This is a genomic window from Nocardioides carbamazepini, assembly GCF_024614185.1.
GTDB lineage: Bacteria > Actinomycetota > Actinomycetes > Propionibacteriales > Nocardioidaceae > Nocardioides > Nocardioides carbamazepini.
The window spans coordinates 32,234-52,190 of record NZ_JAHTLF010000018.1 but is presented as its reverse complement, the minus strand read 5'-3'; the positions used below and the strand labels follow the sequence as shown (position 1 = coordinate 52,190).

Annotated in this window: 17 protein-coding genes; 1 reads left to right on the top strand and 16 read right to left on the bottom strand. The window is 71.6% G+C overall.

All coding sequences use genetic code 11. The annotated features are described in order from the left end of the window. Nucleotides 1–94: 94 nt before the first annotated feature. From KVF89_RS19010 to KVF89_RS18995, 4 genes are all read right to left on the bottom strand, one after another. Entirely contained in the window at nt 95–1,003 is a 909-nt protein-coding gene (locus tag KVF89_RS19010; protein ID WP_257427723.1) for an ABC transporter permease, read from the bottom strand. A gap of 1 nt (nt 1,004) precedes the next feature. After that, nucleotides 1,005–2,105: an ABC transporter permease subunit gene (locus KVF89_RS19005; RefSeq protein WP_257427721.1), complete on the bottom strand. Its 1,101-nt coding sequence runs from the start codon at nt 2,103–2,105 to the stop codon at nt 1,005–1,007. A 218-nt stretch (nt 2,106–2,323) separates the two neighbouring features. Then, nucleotides 2,324–3,907 carry an ABC transporter ATP-binding protein gene (locus tag KVF89_RS19000; protein ID WP_257427720.1) on the bottom strand — a complete coding sequence of 528 codons (1,584 nt, stop codon included), beginning with the start codon at nt 3,905–3,907 and terminating at the stop codon, nt 2,324–2,326. A gap of 7 nt (nt 3,908–3,914) precedes the next feature. Further along, nucleotides 3,915–5,066 (bottom strand): BMP family ABC transporter substrate-binding protein, encoded by a 1,152-nt coding sequence (locus KVF89_RS18995; RefSeq protein ID WP_257427716.1) that lies wholly within the window; start codon nt 5,064–5,066, stop codon nt 3,915–3,917. Nucleotides 5,067–5,234: 168 nt separating this feature from the next. Between KVF89_RS18995 and KVF89_RS18990 the strand changes: the two genes are divergently transcribed. Then, nucleotides 5,235–6,710, top strand: a complete 1,476-nt coding sequence (locus KVF89_RS18990; protein WP_257427714.1) for an aldehyde dehydrogenase family protein — start codon at nt 5,235–5,237, stop codon at nt 6,708–6,710. A gap of 210 nt (nt 6,711–6,920) precedes the next feature. Here KVF89_RS18990 and KVF89_RS18985 read toward each other — a convergent pair whose 3' ends face one another. The 12 genes from KVF89_RS18985 to KVF89_RS18930 form a co-directional block, all read right to left on the bottom strand. Beyond that, nucleotides 6,921–7,301, bottom strand: a complete 381-nt coding sequence (locus tag KVF89_RS18985; RefSeq protein WP_257427712.1) for a hypothetical protein — start codon at nt 7,299–7,301, stop codon at nt 6,921–6,923. A 295-nt stretch (nt 7,302–7,596) separates the two neighbouring features. Continuing rightward, nucleotides 7,597–8,601, bottom strand: coding sequence for an ABC transporter substrate-binding protein (locus tag KVF89_RS18980; protein WP_257427710.1), 1,005 nt, complete (start codon nt 8,599–8,601; stop codon nt 7,597–7,599). A 78-nt stretch (nt 8,602–8,679) separates the two neighbouring features. Further along, a complete protein-coding gene (locus tag KVF89_RS18975; RefSeq protein WP_257427709.1) occupies nt 8,680–9,459 on the bottom strand; it encodes an ABC transporter ATP-binding protein in 780 nt (259 codons plus the stop codon). 28 nt (nt 9,460–9,487) lie between these two features. Next, nucleotides 9,488–10,378: an ABC transporter permease gene (locus tag KVF89_RS18970; RefSeq protein WP_257427708.1), complete on the bottom strand. Its 891-nt coding sequence runs from the start codon at nt 10,376–10,378 to the stop codon at nt 9,488–9,490. Next, on the bottom strand, nt 10,371–11,159 hold the full coding sequence (locus tag KVF89_RS18965) for an ABC transporter permease (RefSeq protein WP_257427707.1): 789 nt from the start codon (nt 11,157–11,159) through the stop codon (nt 10,371–10,373). Before KVF89_RS18965 ends, KVF89_RS18970 begins: the two co-directional genes overlap by 8 nt. 252 nt (nt 11,160–11,411) lie before the next feature. Next, nucleotides 11,412–12,893, bottom strand: a complete 1,482-nt coding sequence (locus KVF89_RS18960; RefSeq protein ID WP_257427706.1) for an amidohydrolase family protein — start codon at nt 12,891–12,893, stop codon at nt 11,412–11,414. Beyond that, complete coding sequence (locus tag KVF89_RS18955; RefSeq protein WP_257427704.1) at nt 12,890–13,492, bottom strand: thiamine pyrophosphate-dependent enzyme; 603 nt, start codon at nt 13,490–13,492, stop codon at nt 12,890–12,892. The genes KVF89_RS18960 and KVF89_RS18955 overlap by 4 nt, the downstream gene beginning before the upstream one ends. A 67-nt stretch (nt 13,493–13,559) precedes the next feature. Continuing rightward, nucleotides 13,560–14,084, bottom strand: a complete 525-nt coding sequence (locus tag KVF89_RS18950) for a thiamine pyrophosphate-binding protein (RefSeq protein WP_257427702.1) — start codon at nt 14,082–14,084, stop codon at nt 13,560–13,562. A gap of 2 nt (nt 14,085–14,086) precedes the next feature. Continuing rightward, nucleotides 14,087–17,464 carry a molybdopterin cofactor-binding domain-containing protein gene (locus KVF89_RS18945; RefSeq protein WP_257427700.1) on the bottom strand — a complete coding sequence of 1,126 codons (3,378 nt, stop codon included), beginning with the start codon at nt 17,462–17,464 and terminating at the stop codon, nt 14,087–14,089. Continuing rightward, nucleotides 17,461–17,937: a (2Fe-2S)-binding protein gene (locus tag KVF89_RS18940; RefSeq protein WP_257427699.1), complete on the bottom strand. Its 477-nt coding sequence runs from the start codon at nt 17,935–17,937 to the stop codon at nt 17,461–17,463. Before KVF89_RS18940 ends, KVF89_RS18945 begins: the two co-directional genes overlap by 4 nt. Continuing rightward, nucleotides 17,930–18,565, bottom strand: coding sequence for a cysteine hydrolase family protein (locus KVF89_RS18935; RefSeq protein ID WP_257427698.1), 636 nt, complete (start codon nt 18,563–18,565; stop codon nt 17,930–17,932). Before KVF89_RS18935 ends, KVF89_RS18940 begins: the two co-directional genes overlap by 8 nt. Continuing rightward, on the bottom strand, nt 18,555–19,949 hold the full coding sequence (locus tag KVF89_RS18930; RefSeq protein WP_257427697.1) for a dihydroorotase: 1,395 nt from the start codon (nt 19,947–19,949) through the stop codon (nt 18,555–18,557). The genes KVF89_RS18935 and KVF89_RS18930 overlap by 11 nt, the downstream gene beginning before the upstream one ends. Nucleotides 19,950–19,957 lie beyond the last annotated feature (8 nt).

Below are 19,957 nucleotides of genomic sequence, written 5' to 3'. Positions count from 1 at the left end.
GGTGCGTTTTCCCCGGGGCACGCGGGAACCGGCACAGCAAGGGGCCACGCCTCCCCGTCCTGCGGGAAGGCGCGGCCCCTCGTCGCGCTTGCGTCTACCGTGCTGGCGCGAACGGCTGCCCCAGCGCCAGTGGTCGCCTGGACCGGGCGCCGAGGAGGGCGAGCGAGACCAGCGCCAGCAGGTACGGCGTCGCCGCGAGCAGCTGGGGTGACACGGAGTACCCGATAGCGGGCAGGGCCAGCTGGAGGCCCTGGGCGATGCCGAAGACGGCACAGGCGCCGATCACGCCGCGCAGCATCCAGCCGCCGAAGATGACGGCGGCGATCACGATGTAGCCGCGGCCCGCGGTCATGCCGGAGGTGAACGAGCCGGACTGGAAGACCGACAGGTACGCGCCGCCGATGCCGGAGCACAGGCCGCAGAAGAGCAGGGCCTGGCGACGGCGGGCGTTGACGTCGATGCCGGTCAGGTCGCCGGCCACCGGGTCGTCACCGGCGGCGCGGAGCTCGAGGCCGATGCGGCGACGGCGTACCCACCAGATGACGAACAGCAGCGGCAGCAGCAGGTAGACCACCCAGGGCTGCACGAAGAACGCCTTGCCGATGATCGGCAGCTCGGACAGCAGCGGGATCCGCCACGCCGAGCCGCCGGGGATGTCGAGCACCGTCGTCGACAGCAGGTAGTTGGTCACGCCGAGCACGAGCACGTTGAGCGAGAGGCCCACCACGTAGGTGTTCAGCTGCAGCCGGTGGCTCAGGTTGCCGTGCACGAAGGCCACGGCCAGACCGGCGAGCATGCCGCAGAGCAGTCCCACGATCGGCGATCCCGAGGCGGAGGCGCCGTACGCCGCGGCGAATGCCGAGCCGAGCATCATCCCCTCGACGGAGAGGTTGAAGGTGCCGGCCCGCTGGGCGACGTACTCCCCCAGGCCCGCGAAGAGCAGCGGCACCATCAGCGGCACCGACGCGGTCAGGATCGTCTGGAGGTCCGTCGTCAGGTTCATCTCAGGCCTCCACGGAACGGCGGATCCGGCGACGGCGCAGCGCCGCGAGCAGGACGGGGGGACACAGCAGGGCGACCACGATCGCGGCGGTGATGACGTTGACGATGTCGACGGGGATGCCGTCGCCGCCGAGCAGTCCGCCACCGGCGACCATCGCGCCGAACACCAGGGCCAGCAGCACGCTCACACTGGCGTTGGTCCGCGCGGCGAGCGCGATGAGCAGGCCGCTCCACCCGATCGAGCTGGAGACGCCGGGATTGAGCTGGAAGCTCTGGCCCATCAGGATCGCCCCTCCGGCGGCACCGGCGAAGGCGCCCGAGGCGGCAACGGCCAGCGAGCCCAGCCGGGGAGCACTGATGCCGATGGTGCCGGCGACGGCCGGGTTCTGGCCGAGGATCCGCAGCCGGTAGCCGGCGTGCGCGGACGAGAGGAACCAGGCCACCAGCACGGCGGCCACGAGCGCCAGCACGAACGCCAGCGGTACGTCGACGCCGAGGACGTGGATCGTGGGGAGCATGGACTTCTCGGGGACGCGCGGCGACTGGGACGCCGTACCGCCGCCGAGGACGCCGTCGCCGTCGTCGTGCAGCGGGCCGTCGCCGCTGATCAGCGCGGTGAGGAGCTGCTCGGCGAGGAACACCAGGAGCAGCGAGCTGACCACGATGTCGACGCCGCGGCCGAACTTCAGCAGCGCCGCGAGGAAGGCCCAGGCGGCGCCGGCCAGCGCGGCGGCGGCGAAGGCCAGCACGATGGTGACCGGGCCGGACGCGTCGACGTGGAAGATGACGAAGCCGGCGCCGATCGCGCCCAGGGTGACCTGACCCTCCTGGCCGATGTTGAACTGCCCGGCGCGCATGCAGATCACCGCGCCGACCGCGACCAACAGCAGCGGGGCGGCCGCGGTGAGCATGTAGCCGATGGAGATGCTGCTGCCGATGCTGCCCTCGAACAGGTCGCCGAGGATGACGCCGGGGTCGTGACCGGTCGCCCAGCCGAGCAGCAGTCCGACCCCGATGCCCAGCGAGAGGAACGCCAGGAAGGCGAGCACCTGCTCGGTCGCGGGCCGCGTGCTGCCGCGCAGGGACGCGAGCAGGCCGGCCATCGCGGCCTCCGGTCCGCGGCGGGCGCCACCGCGTGGCGGGGGTGGGGTCGCGTCCTGAACCGGCGACGCCGAGACGTCGGTGCTCAGAACGGGGTCCCCGGGTGCTTGTTCGGAGGAGCCGCTTGGGGTCCCCGCGAGGCTCTGCTCCGGAGAAGCGGAGCGGGGGAGGGCGGAGGCTTGTGGGGTGATGCGTTGCGGAGAAGAAGGACCTGGGGTGTTCATGCGCTGACTCCTCCCATCAACAGACCGAGCTTCTCGGGGTCGGCCTCGGCACGGGCCAGCTCCCCCTGGATCCGGCCCCGGTAGATCACGGCGATGCGGTCGGAGAGCTGCATGATCTCGTTCAGGTCGGACGAGATGAGCAGCACGGCGACGCCGGCCGCGGCCGCCTGGCGCATCCGCTCGTGCAGGTCGGCGACCGCGCCGACGTCCAGGCCCCGGGTGGGCTGGGCGAGCACGAGGACGGCCGGTCCGGCGGACATCTCCCGGGCGAGCACCACCTTCTGCTGGTTGCCGCCCGAGAGCGAGCGCATCGGCTGGTCGACCGAGGCGACCGCGATGTCGAACTCCTCGACCAGACGCTCGGCCAGGCTGTGCAGCTTGCGCCGGGAGACGACACCCGCGCGCGCGAGCGACTTCAGGCCGGCCAGCGCGAGGTTGTCCGCGACCGACATGTCGAGGATGCAGCCGGACGTCTTCCGGTCCTCCGGTACGACGCCCACGCCGGCCTTGCGGGTCGAGCCCGGCCTGCCGACCGGGACCCGCCGGCCGTGCACGCGGACCTCGCCGTCCTGGAGCGGGAGCGAGCCGGCGAGCAGAGCGGACAGCCACTGCTGACCGTTGCCCTCGACGCCGGCGACGCCGACGATCTCGCCGGCTCGGATCTCGAGGTCGAGGGCGTCGAGCGCGCGGGTCCCGTCGTGGGTCGCCGTGGCGCCGACGATGCGGAGGACCGGCTCGGTGTCCGCCGGCTCGGGCTCTGTCATCGCCGCCGGCTCGCCCGCGATCGGCACCGGGTCGGCGCCGATCGCGGCGGCCACGTCCGGCGTACCGGGCAGGTCGCGCCCGATCATGTGGCGGGCGAGCTCGGTCACCGGCGTCTCCGCGGGGATCACCCGGGAGACGACGCGACCGCCCCGCATCACCGTGGCGCGATGGGCCACCGCGGTGATCTCGGCCAGGTTGTGGCTGATCAGGACGACCGAGCAGCCGTCCTGGTCGACCAGCCGGCGCAGCATGGTGAACAGCGACCTCGACTCCTGCCGGGTGAGGACCGCCGTCGGCTCGTCGAGGACGAGCAGCCGGGGCCGGTCGATCAGGCAGGTGACCAGCTCGACGCGCTGCTGCTCGCCGACACTGAGGTCGCCGACCATCGCCCGTGGGGAGACCTCGAGGCCGAAGCGCTCGCTGACCTCCTCGATCTGCCCGATCGTTCGATCCCTGTCGACGCGGCCCTCGCCGCTGAGGACCACGTTCTCCCAGACCGAGAGCGTCGGGATGAGGCTGTAGTGCTGGTGCACCATCCGTACGCCGAGGGCGCGGGCCGCGTTCGGGTCGCGGATGACCGCCGGCTCACCGGCCAGGGTCACCTCTCCGCGATCCGGGCGGACCAGCCCGAGGAGGATGTTCATCAGGGTGGACTTGCCGGCGCCGTTCTGCCCCAGCAGGCCGTGGATCTCCCCCGGCGCGACCTCGAAGTCGACGTCGAAGCAGGCCGGGACCCCGTTGAAGTGCTTGGTGATGCCGGCCATGCGGAGCGCCGGCATCACCGTCTCCACCTCCGGTCGGGAAGCTGCAGTCATCGTCGGATCAGGACGCGCCGGCCATGCCGAACAGGTCGATCTTGCCGGCGTTGATGTCCGCCTGGGCCTGCTCGATCGCCTGGCTCATGGCGTCCTTGCCGTCGCCCGCGGTGTCGCACGCGTGGACTGCGGGGACCGGGTCGACGCCGAGACGCCAGTTGCGGGTCACGCCCAGCTCGAGCTTGCCCTCGGCGAAGAGGTCGAGCATCGGGGCCAGGTAGTAGCCGGGGGCGAAGATGACCTCGCCGATGAAGTCGGCGTCGCCGGAGTCGCAGAAGGTCTTCGGCGAGCCGAGCACCGGGATGCCGGCCTCCTTCGCCTTCTTGGCGACCGCGATCGTCGGAGCGCCGAAGTACGGGTAGACCGCACCGATGCCCTGCGATGCCTGGGCGTTGAAGCCCTCGACGGCCTTGCCGACGTCGATCTGGTCGCCCGTGTAGGTCTCCACGACCTCGGCGTCGGGCACCTGGGCCTTCACGCCCTCCGTGAACACCTTGCCGATCGTGGTGTTGAAGGGGGCGGCGATGCCGGACAGGAAGCCGGTCTTCTTGATGTCGTTGGCCTTCATGTAGGCGCCCATGGCGATGCCCGCGACGTACGCGTAGTCGAGGCCGACGTCGTAGGACTGCGTGAAGGTCTCGTCCTGCTCCGGCGATCCGTAGCCGCCCTGCAGGTAGAAGAAGGTGTCCTTGCACAGCGGGTTGGACGCCGCGGTGACGGCCTGCGCGAGCTGGGCGTCGCTGATCACGATCAGGTCGACCCGCTGGCGGCACAGGTTCTCCGCCGCGGTGACCGCCTGGGTCAGCGGGACCAGGCCCTGGACGGTGTACTCCCAGTCGTTCTTGTCCGCGGCATAGGCCACCGCGTCCGCCGTGCTCTGGTAGTACGTGCCGTCGTTGGTGTCACCCGAGGTGATGACGCCGATGGAGACCTTGCCATCCCCGTTCTGGTCCGGCTGTCCCTTCGGGACGCTGCCCTCGCCCGCCCACTGGGGCGCGGTCGCCGTACCGGGCTCGCCGATGGCGGCTCCGCGCGCGACCGCGAACGGGTCGGGGCCGTCGAAGCCCTTCTCCTTCTTCGGCTCGTCGCTGGAGCCGCAGCCGGCCAGCGCGAGCATGGCCACAGCAACGCAGGCTGCTGAGAACTTCTGGATTCGCATGTTTCTCCGCCCTCGATCCATCCGAGTAGTGCGTGACTTGCGGGTCGTTCCGACCTGGTCCGAGTGCCTGCCGGCCGAGCCCGGGAACTGCGCCAGCATGCACCAGCCCGTCTCGCAATGCAACACATCATCTTGACTATTGTTATCGGCGAGCCGGACGATCTATCTGTGACCACGGACACGAAGACCCCCGCAACGACCGCTCCGAGCGGCGATCACCTCGGTACGTTCATCGGCGGGAGCTGGCTCGAACGAAGCTCCGCGTTCCCCTCCGTCGACCCGGCGACGGGCGAGACCTTCGGCGAGATCTCGGCGAGCGAGGTGGGCGACGTCGACCGCGCGGTGGCCGCGGCCCGCGCGGCCGCGCGCGACTGGTCCCGGAGGTCGCCCTCCGAGCGCGGCGCGATCCTCGGCCGCTGGGCGGGCCTGGTCTTCCAGCACCAGCACCGGCTCGCCGCCCTGGAGGCGCGCAACGTCGGTAAGCCGCTGTCCGGCGGGCTCCTGAACGTCCAGATCGCGGGCTCGATCCTGCAGTTCACCGCGGGCGGTGCCGACAAGCTGACCGGCGCGACGCTGCCGACCCGCTCCCCGGACTACTTCGGCTTCACCCGCCGCGAGCCGCACGGCGTGTGCGCGATCGTGCTGCCCTGGAACGTCCCGGCGGTCCTCTGCGCCGCCAACCTCGCCCCCGCGCTCGCCGCCGGCAACACCGTCGTCCTGAAGCCGTCGGAGGTAGCCCCGCTGGTGATCCACGCGCTCGTCGAGCTGGCCGCGGAGGCCGGGCTGCCCGCAGGCGTCCTCAACGTCCTCACCGGCGTCGGCGTCGAGCTCGGCGCCACCCTGGTCAGCCATCCCGGGATCGACCACATCAGCTTCGTGGGCTCGGTCGCGACCGGCCGGCTGGTCATGCAGGCCGCCGCCCAGAACCTGATCCCGATCAAGGTCGAGCTCGGCGGCAAGTCGCCCAACCTCGTCTTCGCCGACGCCGACCTGGACGTCGCCGTCCCCGCGATCGTCCGCTCGATCACGGAGAACGCCGGCCAGAACTGCAACGCCGGCTCCCGCCTCCTCGTCCATGCGGGGATCGCCGACGAGGTCCGCGCCCGGGTGCTCTCCGCGATGGGCGAGATCCGGATCGGCAGCTGGGACGACGACCTCGACATGGGTCCCCTCGTGAACCAGGCCCAGCACGCCCGGGTCAGCAGCCTGGTCCAGGGCGCCCTCGGCGACGGCGTCGAGCTGCTCCTCGGCGGCACCCGGCCCGACGGTCGCGACGCCGGGAACTTCCTCGCGCCCACCGTGCTGGAGGTGACCGACCGCAACGCCCCGATCGTCGGGCAGGAGATCTTCGGTCCGGTGCTGACCGTCGAGACCTTCACCGACGACGCCGACGCCGTCGCCCTGGCCAACGGCACCGACTTCGGCCTGCTGGCGTGCATCTGGACCAATGACGTCTCGCGCGCCCTGCGCATGTCGTCGGAGGTCGACGCCGGCCAGATCTCGGTGAACCAGTTCTCCGACGCCGGCGTGATCGGCATGCCGTTCAACATGGCCAAGCAGAGCGGGTTCTCGTCGGGCAACGGCTATCGCGGCCTCTACGAGTTCACCCGCGAGAAGGCGGTCGCCATCAAGCTGCTGGGCTGACTCCGACAGCCATCCACAGCTCCGCAGATCCGCTTGTGACCACGACCGGACCAGGACTACATTGGCAGGGCCGACGACACTAGCCGTCGGAAGTGGTGAGCGTAGGAGGTCTCCGAGACGTCAGCACCCCGGAAGGGGCAGTCTCCTCAGTCGGTTTCTAGCCTTGCTGGCCCAACATCAGCCTCGGGAGCCTCCCGGGGCTGACTGCTTTCAGGGGCCGCCGAACCTGCCGTGATCGGTCGTCACCGGCTTGACCGCGTCTCGGAAGCGCCCACCGCGGCCGTGCGCCCACGCCAGGATGTCGGGCAGCGACAGCAGCAGGTCCGACTTGCTGCCGTGCCGGTACGTCAGCTCCGGCGCCGGCCCCAGCAACCGGCGTAGCAGCCGCCGATCCTCGGCGTCCTCCTGGCACGACTCGATGACGAGCTCGGTGACACCCAGGGCGATGAGACGCGGCACCATCTCCTCGAACAGCAGGTCTCGAGCGGCACGGGCGCGCTTGACCCGGGTCGCGAACAGCATCCCCGTGACCTCGAGCCCCGCGAGCATCCGGGCGTAGGCCAGGCGCTCCGCGTCATTGCGGCTCTTCATGTGAATCATGCCGTACGAACCCCGGGCCCGGGCCAGCTCGTGGCGAACCTCCCCAAGACGGGATTGGTCGACCACCACCGCGCACAGCAGATAGGCCCTGCGCTTGGACTCATCGACGAATGCCGTCCGCCCCACGCCCACGACCTCCCGTCCTGGCGCACGATCGCGTGTGTCGCTCGTGACCGCCGCCGGGACGAGTATGAGCGGAAGCGGGCGTCTAGCCTGCGCGTCATCCACAGGAACCGTCCACTCCCGCTCACACGCCGGGACGCGCGAGGAGGAACGGGGCCGGGCGCTACTTCGTCGTCACGTACGACGGCACGAAGTCGTCCGGGGACGGCGGATCGTCGAGCCGGTCCTGGCCGACGAGGATCTCGCCCATCCGCTCGAGCGCACCGGTGTCGACCCGGGCCTCGTAGATGTTCTCCGGCAGCGTCTTCAGCACCGCGGGATCCTGCTTGCACTGGGCGGACGCCAGCTTGAAGCGCTCGTCGTCGTTGGCCGGGTCGTTGAACGCCTCGTTCGTCTCGATCAGCGCATCCTGGAAGGCCTTGAGGTCCTTCTCCTTGGCCTTCGCCTCCTTGCCGGTGGCGACGTAGCCGGCGAAGACCAGGCTGCTGCCCTCGCCCGCGACGACATAGGGGTCGCCGAGGCTGACCAGCCCGAGCTCCGGGTCCACGTTCTGGGCCGGCACCTGCGCGGCCGCGACCTTGCCCGAGGCGACCGCGGAGGCGAGCTCGTTGAACGGCAGGGCGACGAACTTCACCGAGCTCGGGTCGCCACCCTCGAGCTTCATCCACTGGCTCGAGGCGATCTGGTTGATGCCGCCGACCTCGTTGACGCCGATCGTCTTGCCGTTCAGGCCGGCGGCGTCACTGATCCCGGCGTCCTTGGCGACGACCATGGCGTTGGCGGCGTCAGCCTCGACCGTGGTGGTCTCGTAGGCGGTCGCGATCCACTTCAGGTCCAGGCCCTGGTCGATGGCGAGCATCGTGGAGAAGGGGTTGGCGAAGGCGAGGTCGATGTCGCCGCTCTGCAGCGCGGTCAGCGCGGCTGCGCCGCCGGTGGACTTGACCAGCTCGACCTCCACACCGTGGTCGGCGAAGAGGCCCTTCTCCTGGGCCCAGTAGACGACCTCGTTGCACAGGCCCAGCGTGGTGACCCGCAGGGTGCCACCGTCGGCACCGGCCTTGTCGTCGGACGACGAGCCGCACGCGGCCAGCGTCGTGCTGACGCCGAGGCCGAGGAGACCGACGACCGCGAGCCGTCGGCGCAGGGGGGATGCATGACGAGCACTCATGGCGCGCCCTTTCGTTGGTGGGAGGGGACATCGCCCCACGACGGCGCCGCGGGCGAGCTGGGAGGACGACGCACGGGCTCAGGCCGAGGCAGGGGTGTCGGGCCGCATCACCAGACGGAAGACCTCGCTGCGGAGCTTGGCGAAACGGGCGTCGAGCTTGGTCTCGACCTGGTCCCGCGGGCGGGGCAGGTCGACGGTGAGGTCGGCGGCGATCCGCCCCGGGTTCGCTGCCAGGACGACGATCCGGTCGGCCATGTAGACGGACTCGTCGATGTCGTGGGTCACGAAGGCCACGGTCACGTCGTACTCGTGGCGGACCCGGAGGACGAGGTCCTCGAGATCGGCGCGGGTCTGGGCGTCGACGGCCGCGAACGGCTCGTCCATGAGCATGACGGTGGGCTCCGTGACGAGTGCCCGTGCGATGGCGACCCGCTGCTGCATGCCGCCGGACATCTGCCAGGGATACATCTCCCCCTTGCCGGCCAGGCCGACGGACTCGAGCGCGTGCTCGACCCGGGACCGCTGCTCCTCCTTGCCGAGCCTGGACGCGGTCAGCGCGGTGGTGAGATTGCGGCGCACGCTCATCCACGGGAACAGCGAGCGGCTGTAGTCCTGGAAGACGACGGAGAGCCCCGCCGGCGGACCGGTGACGGGCTCGTCGCCGAGCCGGATCTCGCCACTGCTCGGCTTGAGCAGGCCGGCCATCATCATGAGCAGCGTCGACTTGCCGCAGCCCGAGGGCCCGACGATGCTGACGAACTCCTGGGACCGGACGGTCAACGAGGTCTCGGTCAGCACCTCCCGGGCCTCGGCCCCCCGGCCGTAGGACTTGCGGACTCGGTCGACGACGACATTCATCGGTTCACTCCCTGTGGGTGCCGGTGGGTCACAGTGCGTCGAGACCGGTACGACGCTGCCAGCGCAGCAGCCGGGTCTCGATCCTGCCGAAGGCCAGGTTGAGGACGATCCCGATCAGGCCGATCAGGACGAAGGCGGACCACATGTCGAGGTACCGGAAGCTCGACTGGGCCACGACGATCTGGAAGCCGAGGCCCTCGGTGGTGGCATACAGCTCGGAGATCACCATCAGGATCAGCCCGATCCCGAGGCTGACGCGCAGCCCGGCGAGGATCTGCGGCGCCGCGGCCGGGACGATCACCCGGGCATAGAGCACCCAGCGCGGGACCCGGAGGCTGCGGGCGCTGCGCAGCCACATCGGGTCGACGCCGGCGACACCGTCCGCGGTGTTGATCATGACGACCCAGACGCTGCCCAGGAAGATCAGGAAGACGTTCATGTTGCTGGCGACGCCGAAGATCTGCACCGCGATCGGCAGCAGCACCGTGTTGGGGATCGCGGCGAAGAAGCGGACGACCGGGCCGTACATCTGGGCGATCACCGGGCTCCGCCCGAGCACCACGCCGCAGGCGATCCCGACCACGACCGCCAGCCCCCAACCGCGGGCGAAGCGGGACAGGCTGGTCGTCACCTCGCTCCAGAACAGGTCGGAGAGGAAGAGCTGCGAGGCCGGTCCACCCAGCCACACGTCACCGAAGTTCTCGAGGATCCGCGAGATGGGCGGCACGAACAGCGACTCGCTGACCCGGCCGTAGACCTCCCAGAGCACCAGCACGAGCGCCAGGAGCCAGAGGTTCCCCACCCCCGCGGCGGTACGACGGAGCGCGGTCGTCGCGCGGCCCGGCCTCGTCCTCGTCAACGGCGGGGTCAGCGGCGGGGTCAGCGGCGGGGTCAGCGGCGGGGTCGTCGGACTAGTCATGGTGCACCCACCTCACGAGCCGACGCTCGGCCCGGACCAGGGCGGAGAAGAGCAACGCGCCGGCCGTGCCCAGCAGGAGGACACCGGCGTAGACGACCTCGGGCCGCGACGCCTGCGTGTACTGGACGAGGACCGTGCCGACGCCGTACCGCGCGCCGAGCAGCTCGGTCGAGATCACGACGACGAGCGCGATGCCGACGGCGACCCGGACGCCGGTGAGGATCGAGGGCAGCGCGCTCGGCAGGGTGACCAGTGCCTGCTGGCGCCACCAGCCCCACCGCAGCGAGCGGGCGACGTCGCGCCGCATCGGCTCGGTGGTGGCGACGCCGTAGATGGTGTTGATCAGGATCGGCCACACGACGGCGTAGAGGGCGATGGAGACCTTCATCTGCATGCCCAGGCCGAAGATCAGCACGCCGATCGGGATCAGCGCTGTCGCCGGCACCGAGCGGAAGGTGTTGACCACGACCATGGTCGGGCGCTGCAGGAAGGCGAAGCTGCTCGCGACCAGACCCACGGCCACCGCGACGAGCGAGCCGACGAGCACCGTGAGCCCGGTGGCCGCGGCACTGTCGAGCGCTCCGGCGAGGAAGTCCTGGTCGCTGAGGATGGTGGGCAGCGCTCCCAGCACCGACCACGGTCCCGGCAGCGACGAGCGCGGGACGACGTCGAGGGCGCCGAGCAGCTGCCAGAGCAGCAGCAGACTCACCACCCCGGCCACGCCCAGCACGACGGGGCCGGCCCGGCCCGCACCGCGGACGGTTGCTTGCTCGGTCTGCATCGGACCCCCTGGCGAGGACGGCGATCTCTCGGGCGACGTGACCCGGGTCACGTCTCGACGAACGTAGGGCCTGTCATCGCGCGTGTCAATATGCGAGTCGATATCTCGCATAGCAATATGCATCTCGGGCCCGGATCGGGCCGGTGGCCGCCCGGCAGCACCGAAGTAGCACGCACCGTCCACGTGCCCACAACGGCAGTAGCACGCCGTCCCAGCAACGCGGACGACGTGCTACAACGCGTGACGCGGGGGTCAGTGGCAGGCGCCCGCGGCCCCGCCGACGGCGGCCTCGACCTGCTCCAGGACCGGGCGCACCTCCTCGAACCGGGCAAGCCGGTCCGGGAGCGTGGTCCAGATCCGGGTCGCGATCTCGCGGGCCTCGGCGCGGATCGCGGCCTCGTCGATGCCGGGGAAGCCGCGGTCGACGAGCACCGGCTCGCCCGCGACGTAGACGCTGCGCACGGCCGACCCGAGCTCGGCGTAGGCCAGCTGGTGACGCAGCTGCTCGGCCGGCGCCGGCCACACGTAGTCGGTGTCGATGACCGTCAGGTCGGCCTGGGCGCCGACCACGAGCCGGCCGACGTCCGCGCCGAGGGCGGCGGCGCCGTTGGTCCAGCACATCCCGAGGCCGTCGTTGGCCGTCGGCCAGGTCTCCGGCGGACCCTGCACGCGGTGCAGGATCGTCGAGAGCTTGAGCGTCTCGAACATGTTCTGGGTGTCGTTGCTGCTCGCGCCGTCGGAGCCGATCGCGACCTTCGCACCCGCCTTGAGCAGCGCCGGGACGGGCGCGACGCCCGCGCCGAGCTTGAGGTTGCTCGCCGGGTTGTGGACGGCGACCGCATCGGTCTGCGCGAAGAGCTCGATCTCCTCCGGGCTCAGCCAGATCGCGTGCGCGAAGGAGGACCACTCCTGCAGGGCATCCAGCTTGGCGAGGAACTCCACCGTCGAGACGCCGTAACGCTGCTGGGCCATCCGGATCTGCGACTGCGCCGAGAGCAGGTGCGTCTGCATCCGTACGCCGCGGGTCCGCGCCGTCTCGACACTGGCCTCGAACAGCTCGGTCGAGCAGCGCGGCAGGGACGAGGGGCCGAGCAGCGGCTGCAGCAGCGGCGACCTCCCCTGCCAGCGGTCGACGAACCGGTTGGCCGCCGCGAGGACGACCTCCGGGTCCGCCACGGGAGGCTTGCGCAGATCCGCGCCGCCGGGCACGAGGTCGACCGGGATCGACGAGAAGAAGTCGAGGTCGGAGTACTGGATCGCCACGTTGGCGCGGAAGCCGAGGTCGGCATACGCCTGCATGATGGCGTCCATGCCGTCGTCGACCCACTCGTTGTCCGAGCGGGCGCAGTCGAGCACGGAGGTCGCGCCGCTGCGGACCATCTCGATCGCGCCGACCATCGCCGAGACGTAGAGGTCGCGCGGCGAGAGCCGGGCACCGGCGCCGCCGTAGCTGGCGACGACCATCCACGCGTCGAGCGGGAGCGCGTCGCACAGGCCCTTCTCGATGGTCTGGTTGGAGTGCGTGTGCGCGTTGACCAGCCCCGGGATGAGCAGGTCGCCGCCGAGATCGGTCGACTCGACCGCGGCAGCGGCCGATCCGGCCCGGGCGAGCCAGCGGTCCGCGGCGCCGGGGCCGAGGTCGGCGATCACGCCGTCCACGACCACCACGTCGCCGAGCTCACCGCCGTGCTCGAGGTCCAGCAGCCGGGCGTTGCGCAGCAGCCGTGTCGTCATCCTTCGTCACCCTTCGATCGTTCCCAGTTCGCCAGTGCCGTCCGGAACTCCCGCTGCGCCTCCGCGCCCGAGAGCTCGCCCGGCCCGCCGTACGGCGAGGGCTCCGGGTCGACCTCGACGACGAGCATCGCCGGTCCGGGTGCTGCCCCGAGCAGCTCGCCGAGCAGCTCCGGGAGCTGGTCGACGGATGTGTCGCGTACGACGGTGCGCGCGAACGGCCAGCCGGCCCCCCGCGCGATCGCGGCCAGGTCGGCGAGCGCGCCGGCCGCGAGCGGCTGGCCTCCGCCCGTCTCGTAGCGGCCGTTGTTGAAGACGACGACCCGCAGGTTGGCGGGCGCCGCGTCGGCCATGGCGAGCAGCGAGCCGAGGTTCATCACCAGGTCGCCGTCGCCCTCGAGGAGCAGGAAGTCCAGGTCCGGGCGGGCCAGGGCGGCACCGAGCGCGAGGCCGGGCGCCGCGCCCATCGGGTCGGACGCGTAGAACGTGGGGTTGGGCCCGCCGTGGTCGCGCCAGGCGCGGCCCGCGGTGCCGAGGCTCGCGATGACGACATGCCCCGGCGCGGCCGCGGCGATCGCGCCCGCGACGTCGGCGCGCCTCATCGGGGTCCCCGCGAAGGTGTGCGGCGGCGGAGCGAAGCGGGGGAGACGTGGAGCCTCGTGGGGTGGTTCACGCCGTCTCCCCCACGAGCGCGCGACGGGAGCAGAGCAGCAGGACGGGGCGCCGCAGCAGCCATGCCTGCTCGCTCGCCTTCTCGAACAGCCAGTCGTCGGCGGGACCGTCGACGTGGTGCACGGTCAGGCCGGCCGCGGCGGCCACGCCGGCGGTCACCTGGCCCTTGTACATCTGGTAGTAGAAGCCGTCCTCGGCACCACCGCGGGCCGCGGCCACGACGACCAGCGGCAGCTCGTGGTGGTGCGCGAACGCGGCCAGCACGTTGGCCGAGAGCAGGACGCCCGCGTTCTGGCACAGCACGGCCGAGCGCAGGCCCATCAGGGCCGCGCCGCCGGCGATCGCCACGGCGTCGTCCTCGCGCGTCACCCGGACGTCGAGGATGCTCGGGTCGGCGACGACCTCGCCGATCAGCGGGCTGAGCCAGCTGTCCGGCAGGTAGGCCGCGAGGCCGACGCCGCCGGCCTTCAGCCGGTCGACGATCGCCGCACTCCGCGTGGTCGCGGTCTCGACGTCAGTCATCGTCACTCCTCATCTCGGGTTCTGCCGAGCAGCAGCTGCTCGGTCGCTTGGCGGGCCAGGCCGATGGCGGCGTCGAGCTTCCATCGGTTCCCCGGCAGTGGGTGGGCCTCCCAGGAGAGGTCCTGGTCGAGGACGTCGGCCACCGCATCGGGCGTGGGGACGGTGCCGGCCAGCGCGCGCGTGAGCCGCGGCGGCTGCCAGGGCTTGGGCGCGAGCCCGCCGAAGACGTAGCGCGCGGCAGTCCAGCGACCGTCGGTGTCGACGCTCGCGCACGCGGCGAGCGAGACCAGCGCGAAGTCGCCGTCCCACTGCTGCAGCTTGACGAAGGTCCCGCGGCTGCGCAGCGCTGCCGCCGGCAGCACGATCGCCTCGACCAGCTCACCGGGACGCAGGTCGAGCTCGCCGGGACCGGCGTAGAGACCGGCGATCGAGACGCGCCTGCTGCCGCCGGGTCCGGTCAGCACGACCTCGGCGCCGAGCGCGTCGAAGACGGTGGCGAGGTCCGAGGGCGTGACCGCCTGGCAGCGGTGGCCGCCGATCGCGGCGTGGTGCAGCCGGTGGTCGCCCTCGACGGCGTAGCAGGGGCAGCTGACGCCGCCACGCTTGTAGCAGTCGAAGCCGTTGCGGAAGAACCAGCAGCGCTTCTCCTGGCCGAGGTTGCCGGCGACCGTCGCCACCTCGCGGATCTGCGCGGACGCGATGGTTGCGACGGCGTCGGCCACCACGGGCACCCGCTCGGCCGCCCAGGTGGCGAGCTCGGCGAGCGTCACGGCGGCGCCGATCCGCCAGTCCCCACCGGCCTCCTCGTCGATGCCGCGCAGGGCGGCGATCTTGTTGGTGCCGACCAGCACGGTCGGGAAGAGCAGCTCCTGGTCGCGCTGCACCAGGACGTCGGTGCCGCCGCCGATCACCGTCGCGTCGGGCGAGGAGAGCTCGGCCACGGCCTCCGCGACCGTCTCCGGGAGGGCCACCCGCTCCACCGCCCGCGGCGTACGACGGCGCGCGAAGCGCGTCCCCCAGCGGTCGAGCAGCAGGTGGATGCCGTAGGGGTAGAGCGCGCGGAAGAGCCCGATCTGCCACCGTCCCGGGCGCCGGGCCAGGTGGTGCTTGCGCGGAGGGACGCCGTCGCGCTCCTGCAGGGCAGCGAGGACGACGTCGGGGGTCAGCGGCAGCTCACGGAAGCGGATGCCGGTGGCGTCGTACACGGCGTTGAGCAGAGCGGGTGCGGCCGGGATGAGCGCGATCTCGCCGACGCTCTTGGCGTTGAACGGGCCCGCGGGCTCGGGGCCCTCGATGAGCGCGACGTCGATGGACGGCACCGTGGTGGCGCGCGGCAGCGGGTAGTGGACGTAGCCGGCGTTGACCAGGCGGCCGCCCTCGTAGTGGAGCCTCTCCCCCAGCGCCGCGCCGAGGCCCTGCACCGCGCCGCCGATGATCTGGCCCTCGACCAGCGCCGGGTTGATCGCCCTGCCGATGTCGTGGACCGCCGCATAGTCGAGCACCCGGATCACGCCGGTGCCCGGGTCGACCTCGACCTCGATCGCGTGCGCCGCATAGGCGTAGGTGGCCGAGATGTTGGGCCGCTCGATCCCGGTCCAGTAGGGCTGCATCTTCGGCTCGACGTACTCGGTGTCGATGCGCAGCGAGCCGTCGGCGGACTCGTCGGCGAGGTCCACCAGGTCGGCGATCGCGACACTGTCGGCCGCCGACGACACCCGTCCGTCGGCCAGCGCGACCTCGGACGTGCCGAGCTTCTCGGCCCCGAGCTCGCACAGTCGCGCCGCCATCGCCTCGGCCGTCTGGCGCACCGCGTGCCCGCCCATGTGCGTGCCGCGCGAGGACCACGCGCCCATGTCGGGCGGCGTCTCGTCCCAGTCGGCCATGATCACGCTGATCCGGTCCATCGGTACGCCGAGCACCTCGGCCGCGATCTGGCCGAGGATCGTGCGCTGGCCGGTGCCGGCATCGGCGCCGCCGAAGCGGACCACGACGTCGCCCGTCGTACGGACCTCGACACCGGCGGCGCTCGTGTTGCCGCCCGGATAGGCGTAGGAGCCGCTGGCGTGCATGCCCGACGAGACGCCGACGCCGCGGTACGGCCGGCGGTCCGGGCCCCGCTTGGCGTCCCAGCCGATCCGGTCGCGGACCTGGGCCAGGCACTCGCGCAGCCGGTTGGAGCCGACCTGCGAGCCGGAGAGCTGGGTGGTGTCGGGCAGGCCGGAGTTGTCGATGCGGAACTCGATGGGGTCCTGGCCGCACTTCTCGGCGAGCTCGTCCATGAGCGTCTCGAGCGCGATCGCGGTCTGCGGCTGACCGTAGCCGCGGAACTGGCCGCCGGGCACCAGGTTGGTGTCGACCAGGCGGGCGTCCCAGCGCACGGCGTCGGGGCGGTACATCGAGCCGAGCTGCTTGATCCCGGCGCGCATCACCGAGGGGCCGTAGTGGTTGTAGGCGCCGTTGTCGACGTCGATGACCGCGTCGAGGAAGCAGAGCCGGCCGTCGGCGTCGGCGTGCGCCTCGAGCCTCGTCTCGAAGGCGTGCCGCGGCTTGGTGAACGCGAACTCCTCGGCGCGGCTGAGCTCCAGCAGCACGGGCCGGCCGCACTTCATCGACAGCGCGGCGGCGAGCGCCTCGTGCTCGGAGATCTTCGACTTCGAGCCGAAGCCGCCACCGACGGCGACATCGCGGCACACCACCTGGTCGAGCTCGAGGCCGAACAGGTGGGTCAGCTCGTGGACGACGAAGTGCGGCGCCTGGCTGGAGGTCCACATCTCCAACCGCTCGCCATGCCACCACGCGATGGTGGTGTTGGGCTCCATGCACGCGTGGTTGACGCGCGGGTAGCGGAAGGTGCCGCGGGCGGCGACCGACGCGTTGGTCCGGGCGAGGTCGACATCGCCCCAGTGCTCGGCGGTCGCGACGGCGACATTGGCCCCGTCGGCACGCTCGTGCAGGCGCGGGGCGCCGGGCGCGAGCGCGTCGGGGACGGTCAGCACGGCCTTGCGCCGGCGGTAGCGGACGTCGATCCGGCGGATCGCCTCGTCGGCCGCCTCGGCGGTCTCGGCGGCGACGGCGGCGACCTCGTGCCCGACGTACAGGACCCGGTCGACGGCCATCGGCGGCCGGTCGGAGTAGGGGCCGCCGCTGTGCTCGTAGAGCCGGCCCTCGGGGAAGTCGGCGGCGGTGACGACGGCGTGGACGCCGGGCACGCGCAGCGCCGCGGAGACGTCGAGCCGGCGGATGTCCGCATGCGGCAGGGGGGAGCGGAGGACCCGGGCGACGAGCGTGCCCTCGGGAGGCTCGTCGGCGGCGTACCGCGCGGTGCCGGAGGTCTTCTCGACCCAGTCCAGGGGGCGCACGGACTGCCCGAGGGCGCTCACGACGAGACCTTCCGGAAGCACTGCCGGCTCTGCGCGACGGCGCAGACGGCGTCGACGATCTGGCGGTAGCCGGTGCAGCGGCAGACGTTGCCCGACATCGCGCGGACGATCTCGTCGCGGCCGCGCTCCACCCGCTCGCGGAGGACGGCCTCGGCGCGGACGACCTGGCCGGGCGTGCAGAAGCCGCACTGGAAGGCGGCATGGTCGGCGAACGCCGCGCGGAGGTCCGCCGCGTCGTCGCCCAGCCCGGCGGCCGTCGTCACCTCGTCGGTGACCAGGGCCGCCAGGGTCGTGCAGGCCAGCACAGCCCGGTCACCGACCAGGACCGTGCAGGCGCCGCACTCGCCGCGCCGGCAGGCGCCCTTCGCGGCGAAGTTCCCGGAGGCCCGGAGGACGTCGAGCAACGTCGCTCCGGGCGCACCGGCCGGGACGACGTCACCGTCGACCCGGAGCCCGGTGCGGGGCTCAGCCATCGAGGGCGGCGGTCAACCCAGGAAGGTCGGTGACGACGCCGTGGAAGCGCTCGATGCTCGCCAGGGTCGCGGCATGCGCTGCGTCGTCGGAGTCGGCCACGCACTCGGCGGGGACGACGACGTCGAAGTCCCGCGCATAGGCGTCCCGGATGGTCGAGTCCACGCAGAAGCTGGTCGTCGTACCGAGGACGACGAGGACCTGCACGTCCCTCATCCGGAGCTCGACCTCGAGCGTGGTCTGGAAGAAGGCGCTGGACCGGTGCTTGACGACGACCTCGTCCCGGTCCTCCTTGATGGCCTTCATCTCGTCGAGCAGCTCGGCGTCCCAGGTGCCGCGCCGGCAGAGCTCGAGCTTGACGCCCCGGCGCTCCAGGTGCGACGGGATCCGGCGGCGGCTGCGCAGCACGTCGTCGTCGTAGTGGACCTGCTGGGTGAACCACACCGGGATGTCGAGGCGGTGCGCCAGGTCGACCGTCTTCGTGACGTTCGGGATGATGTCCTGCGGGTTCTTCACCGCGTCGGCGCCGAACGCCTGGCCTCGCGACCCCTCGGGGTGGCAGAAGCCGTTCTGCATGTCGACCACGAGCAGGCCCACGTCCCGCGGGTCGAGCTTCACGCTAAGCGGCATGCCAGTTCCTCTCCTTGTCCTTGTCGGGTTCGGGCTTCACGACCACCTGGCCGCTGCCCGGCTGGGCCAGCACCTCGCCGTCCCGGTAGATCACGTCGCCGCGGCGCATCGTCAGCGTCGGCCAGCCACGCAGGGGAACGCCCTCGAAGGCGCTGACGAACTCGCTCTGGGTGACGTCGGGACCGACGACCTTCTCGGTCTCCATGTCGACGATCACGAGGTCGGCGTCGGCGCCCACCTGGATCGAGCCCTTCGTCGGCGCGAGGCCGAAGAGGCGGGCGGGGTTGTAGGCCATCGTCTCGGCGACCTTCTCGATCGCGATCCGGCCCTTGAGCACGCCCTCGGTGAGGACGACCGGCAGCATGGTCGCGAGACCGGCGAAGCCGGGCGCCTCCTCCCAGATGCCCTTGCCCGACTTGGGGATCGGCACGTGGTCGGACCCGATCGTCGAGATCCAGCCCTCGCGCAGGCCGCGCCACAGCTCGGCCTGGTGCGCCTCGTTGCGCAGGGCGGGGGCGACCTTGCCGACGCCGGAGCCGGCGAGCCGCTCGTCGTCCGCGGTGAGGGCCAGGTAGTGCGGGCAGGTCTCCAGTACGACGGTGCGGCCCTTGCGGCGGGATTCGGCGGCCGCGTCGACGGCCATGCCGACGGTGGTGTGCGGCACGTAGAGCGAGCACTCCTGCAGGTCGGCGAGCCAGATCGCGCGGAGCAGGTCCTGCTCCTCGACGAAGTCCGGCCGTGACGCGCTGTAGGCCGCGAGGTCGTCGCCGCCGCTCTCCTTCACCTTGGCGGTGAGGTGGCAGACGAGCGAGTCGTCCTCGCAGTGGACCATGCACCAGCCGTAGGGGCCGAGCTCGCGGATCTTCTCCATGGCCGCGTAGAGCACGGCGTCGTTGACCGACACCAGGCCGATGGGGTTACCGGGCTCGTAGCCGCCCATGTAGAACTTGAAGCTGGTGACACCGAACTCCGCGGCGTAACGGGGGATCTCCTCCACCTGCTCCATCGTGGAGATGATGAAGTGGAACTGGGTGTCGACCAGCATCCGGGTCTTCGCGGTCTCGAGCTCGGCCGGGAAGGTCTCGAAGAAGGTCGACGGGGACCGGCGGTACTGCAGCACGGTCGTCACGCCACCGACCGCCGCGCAGGCCGTCTCGGAGGCGAAGATCTCCGACAGCGGCCGGCCGCCGCCCAGGTGGACGTGCGGGTCGACGATGCCGGGCAGGACGAACCTTCCCGCGGCGTCGATCCGCTCGGCGGCCTCCGGGAGCACGCTCTCGTCGGCGATGGCGACGATACGGCCGTCCGCCACGGCGACCGCGGCGTCGACCACTCCGCTCGGGCTGACGATCCGCCCGTTGGCGACGATGGTGTCCACGCGCATCTGACCTC

What these genes read in the sequence shown, in the direction of transcription:
- KVF89_RS18930 (WP_257427697.1), bottom strand. Translation starts at nt 19,949, where the DNA reads ATGCGCGTGGACACCATCGTCGCCAACGGGCGGATCGTCAGCCCGAGC.
- KVF89_RS19000 (WP_257427720.1), bottom strand. Translation starts at nt 3,907, where the DNA reads ATGACTGCAGCTTCCCGACCGGAGGTGGAGACGGTGATGCCGGCGCTC.
- KVF89_RS18940 (WP_257427699.1), bottom strand. Translation starts at nt 17,937, where the DNA reads ATGGCTGAGCCCCGCACCGGGCTCCGGGTCGACGGTGACGTCGTCCCG.
- KVF89_RS18955 (WP_257427704.1), bottom strand. Translation starts at nt 13,492, where the DNA reads ATGAGGCGCGCCGACGTCGCGGGCGCGATCGCCGCGGCCGCGCCGGGG.
- KVF89_RS19005 (WP_257427721.1), bottom strand. Translation starts at nt 2,105, where the DNA reads ATGGCCGGCCTGCTCGCGTCCCTGCGCGGCAGCACGCGGCCCGCGACC.
- KVF89_RS18970 (WP_257427708.1), bottom strand. Translation starts at nt 10,378, where the DNA reads ATGACTAGTCCGACGACCCCGCCGCTGACCCCGCCGCTGACCCCGCCG.
- KVF89_RS18975 (WP_257427709.1), bottom strand. Translation starts at nt 9,459, where the DNA reads ATGAATGTCGTCGTCGACCGAGTCCGCAAGTCCTACGGCCGGGGGGCC.
- KVF89_RS18965 (WP_257427707.1), bottom strand. Translation starts at nt 11,159, where the DNA reads ATGCAGACCGAGCAAGCAACCGTCCGCGGTGCGGGCCGGGCCGGCCCC.
- KVF89_RS18960 (WP_257427706.1), bottom strand. Translation starts at nt 12,893, where the DNA reads ATGACGACACGGCTGCTGCGCAACGCCCGGCTGCTGGACCTCGAGCAC.
- KVF89_RS18980 (WP_257427710.1), bottom strand. Translation starts at nt 8,601, where the DNA reads ATGAGTGCTCGTCATGCATCCCCCCTGCGCCGACGGCTCGCGGTCGTC.
- KVF89_RS18950 (WP_257427702.1), bottom strand. Translation starts at nt 14,084, where the DNA reads ATGACTGACGTCGAGACCGCGACCACGCGGAGTGCGGCGATCGTCGAC.
- KVF89_RS18935 (WP_257427698.1), bottom strand. Translation starts at nt 18,565, where the DNA reads ATGCCGCTTAGCGTGAAGCTCGACCCGCGGGACGTGGGCCTGCTCGTG.
- KVF89_RS19010 (WP_257427723.1), bottom strand. Translation starts at nt 1,003, where the DNA reads ATGAACCTGACGACGGACCTCCAGACGATCCTGACCGCGTCGGTGCCG.
- KVF89_RS18995 (WP_257427716.1), bottom strand. Translation starts at nt 5,066, where the DNA reads ATGCGAATCCAGAAGTTCTCAGCAGCCTGCGTTGCTGTGGCCATGCTC.
- KVF89_RS18985 (WP_257427712.1), bottom strand. Translation starts at nt 7,301, where the DNA reads ATGAAGAGCCGCAATGACGCGGAGCGCCTGGCCTACGCCCGGATGCTC.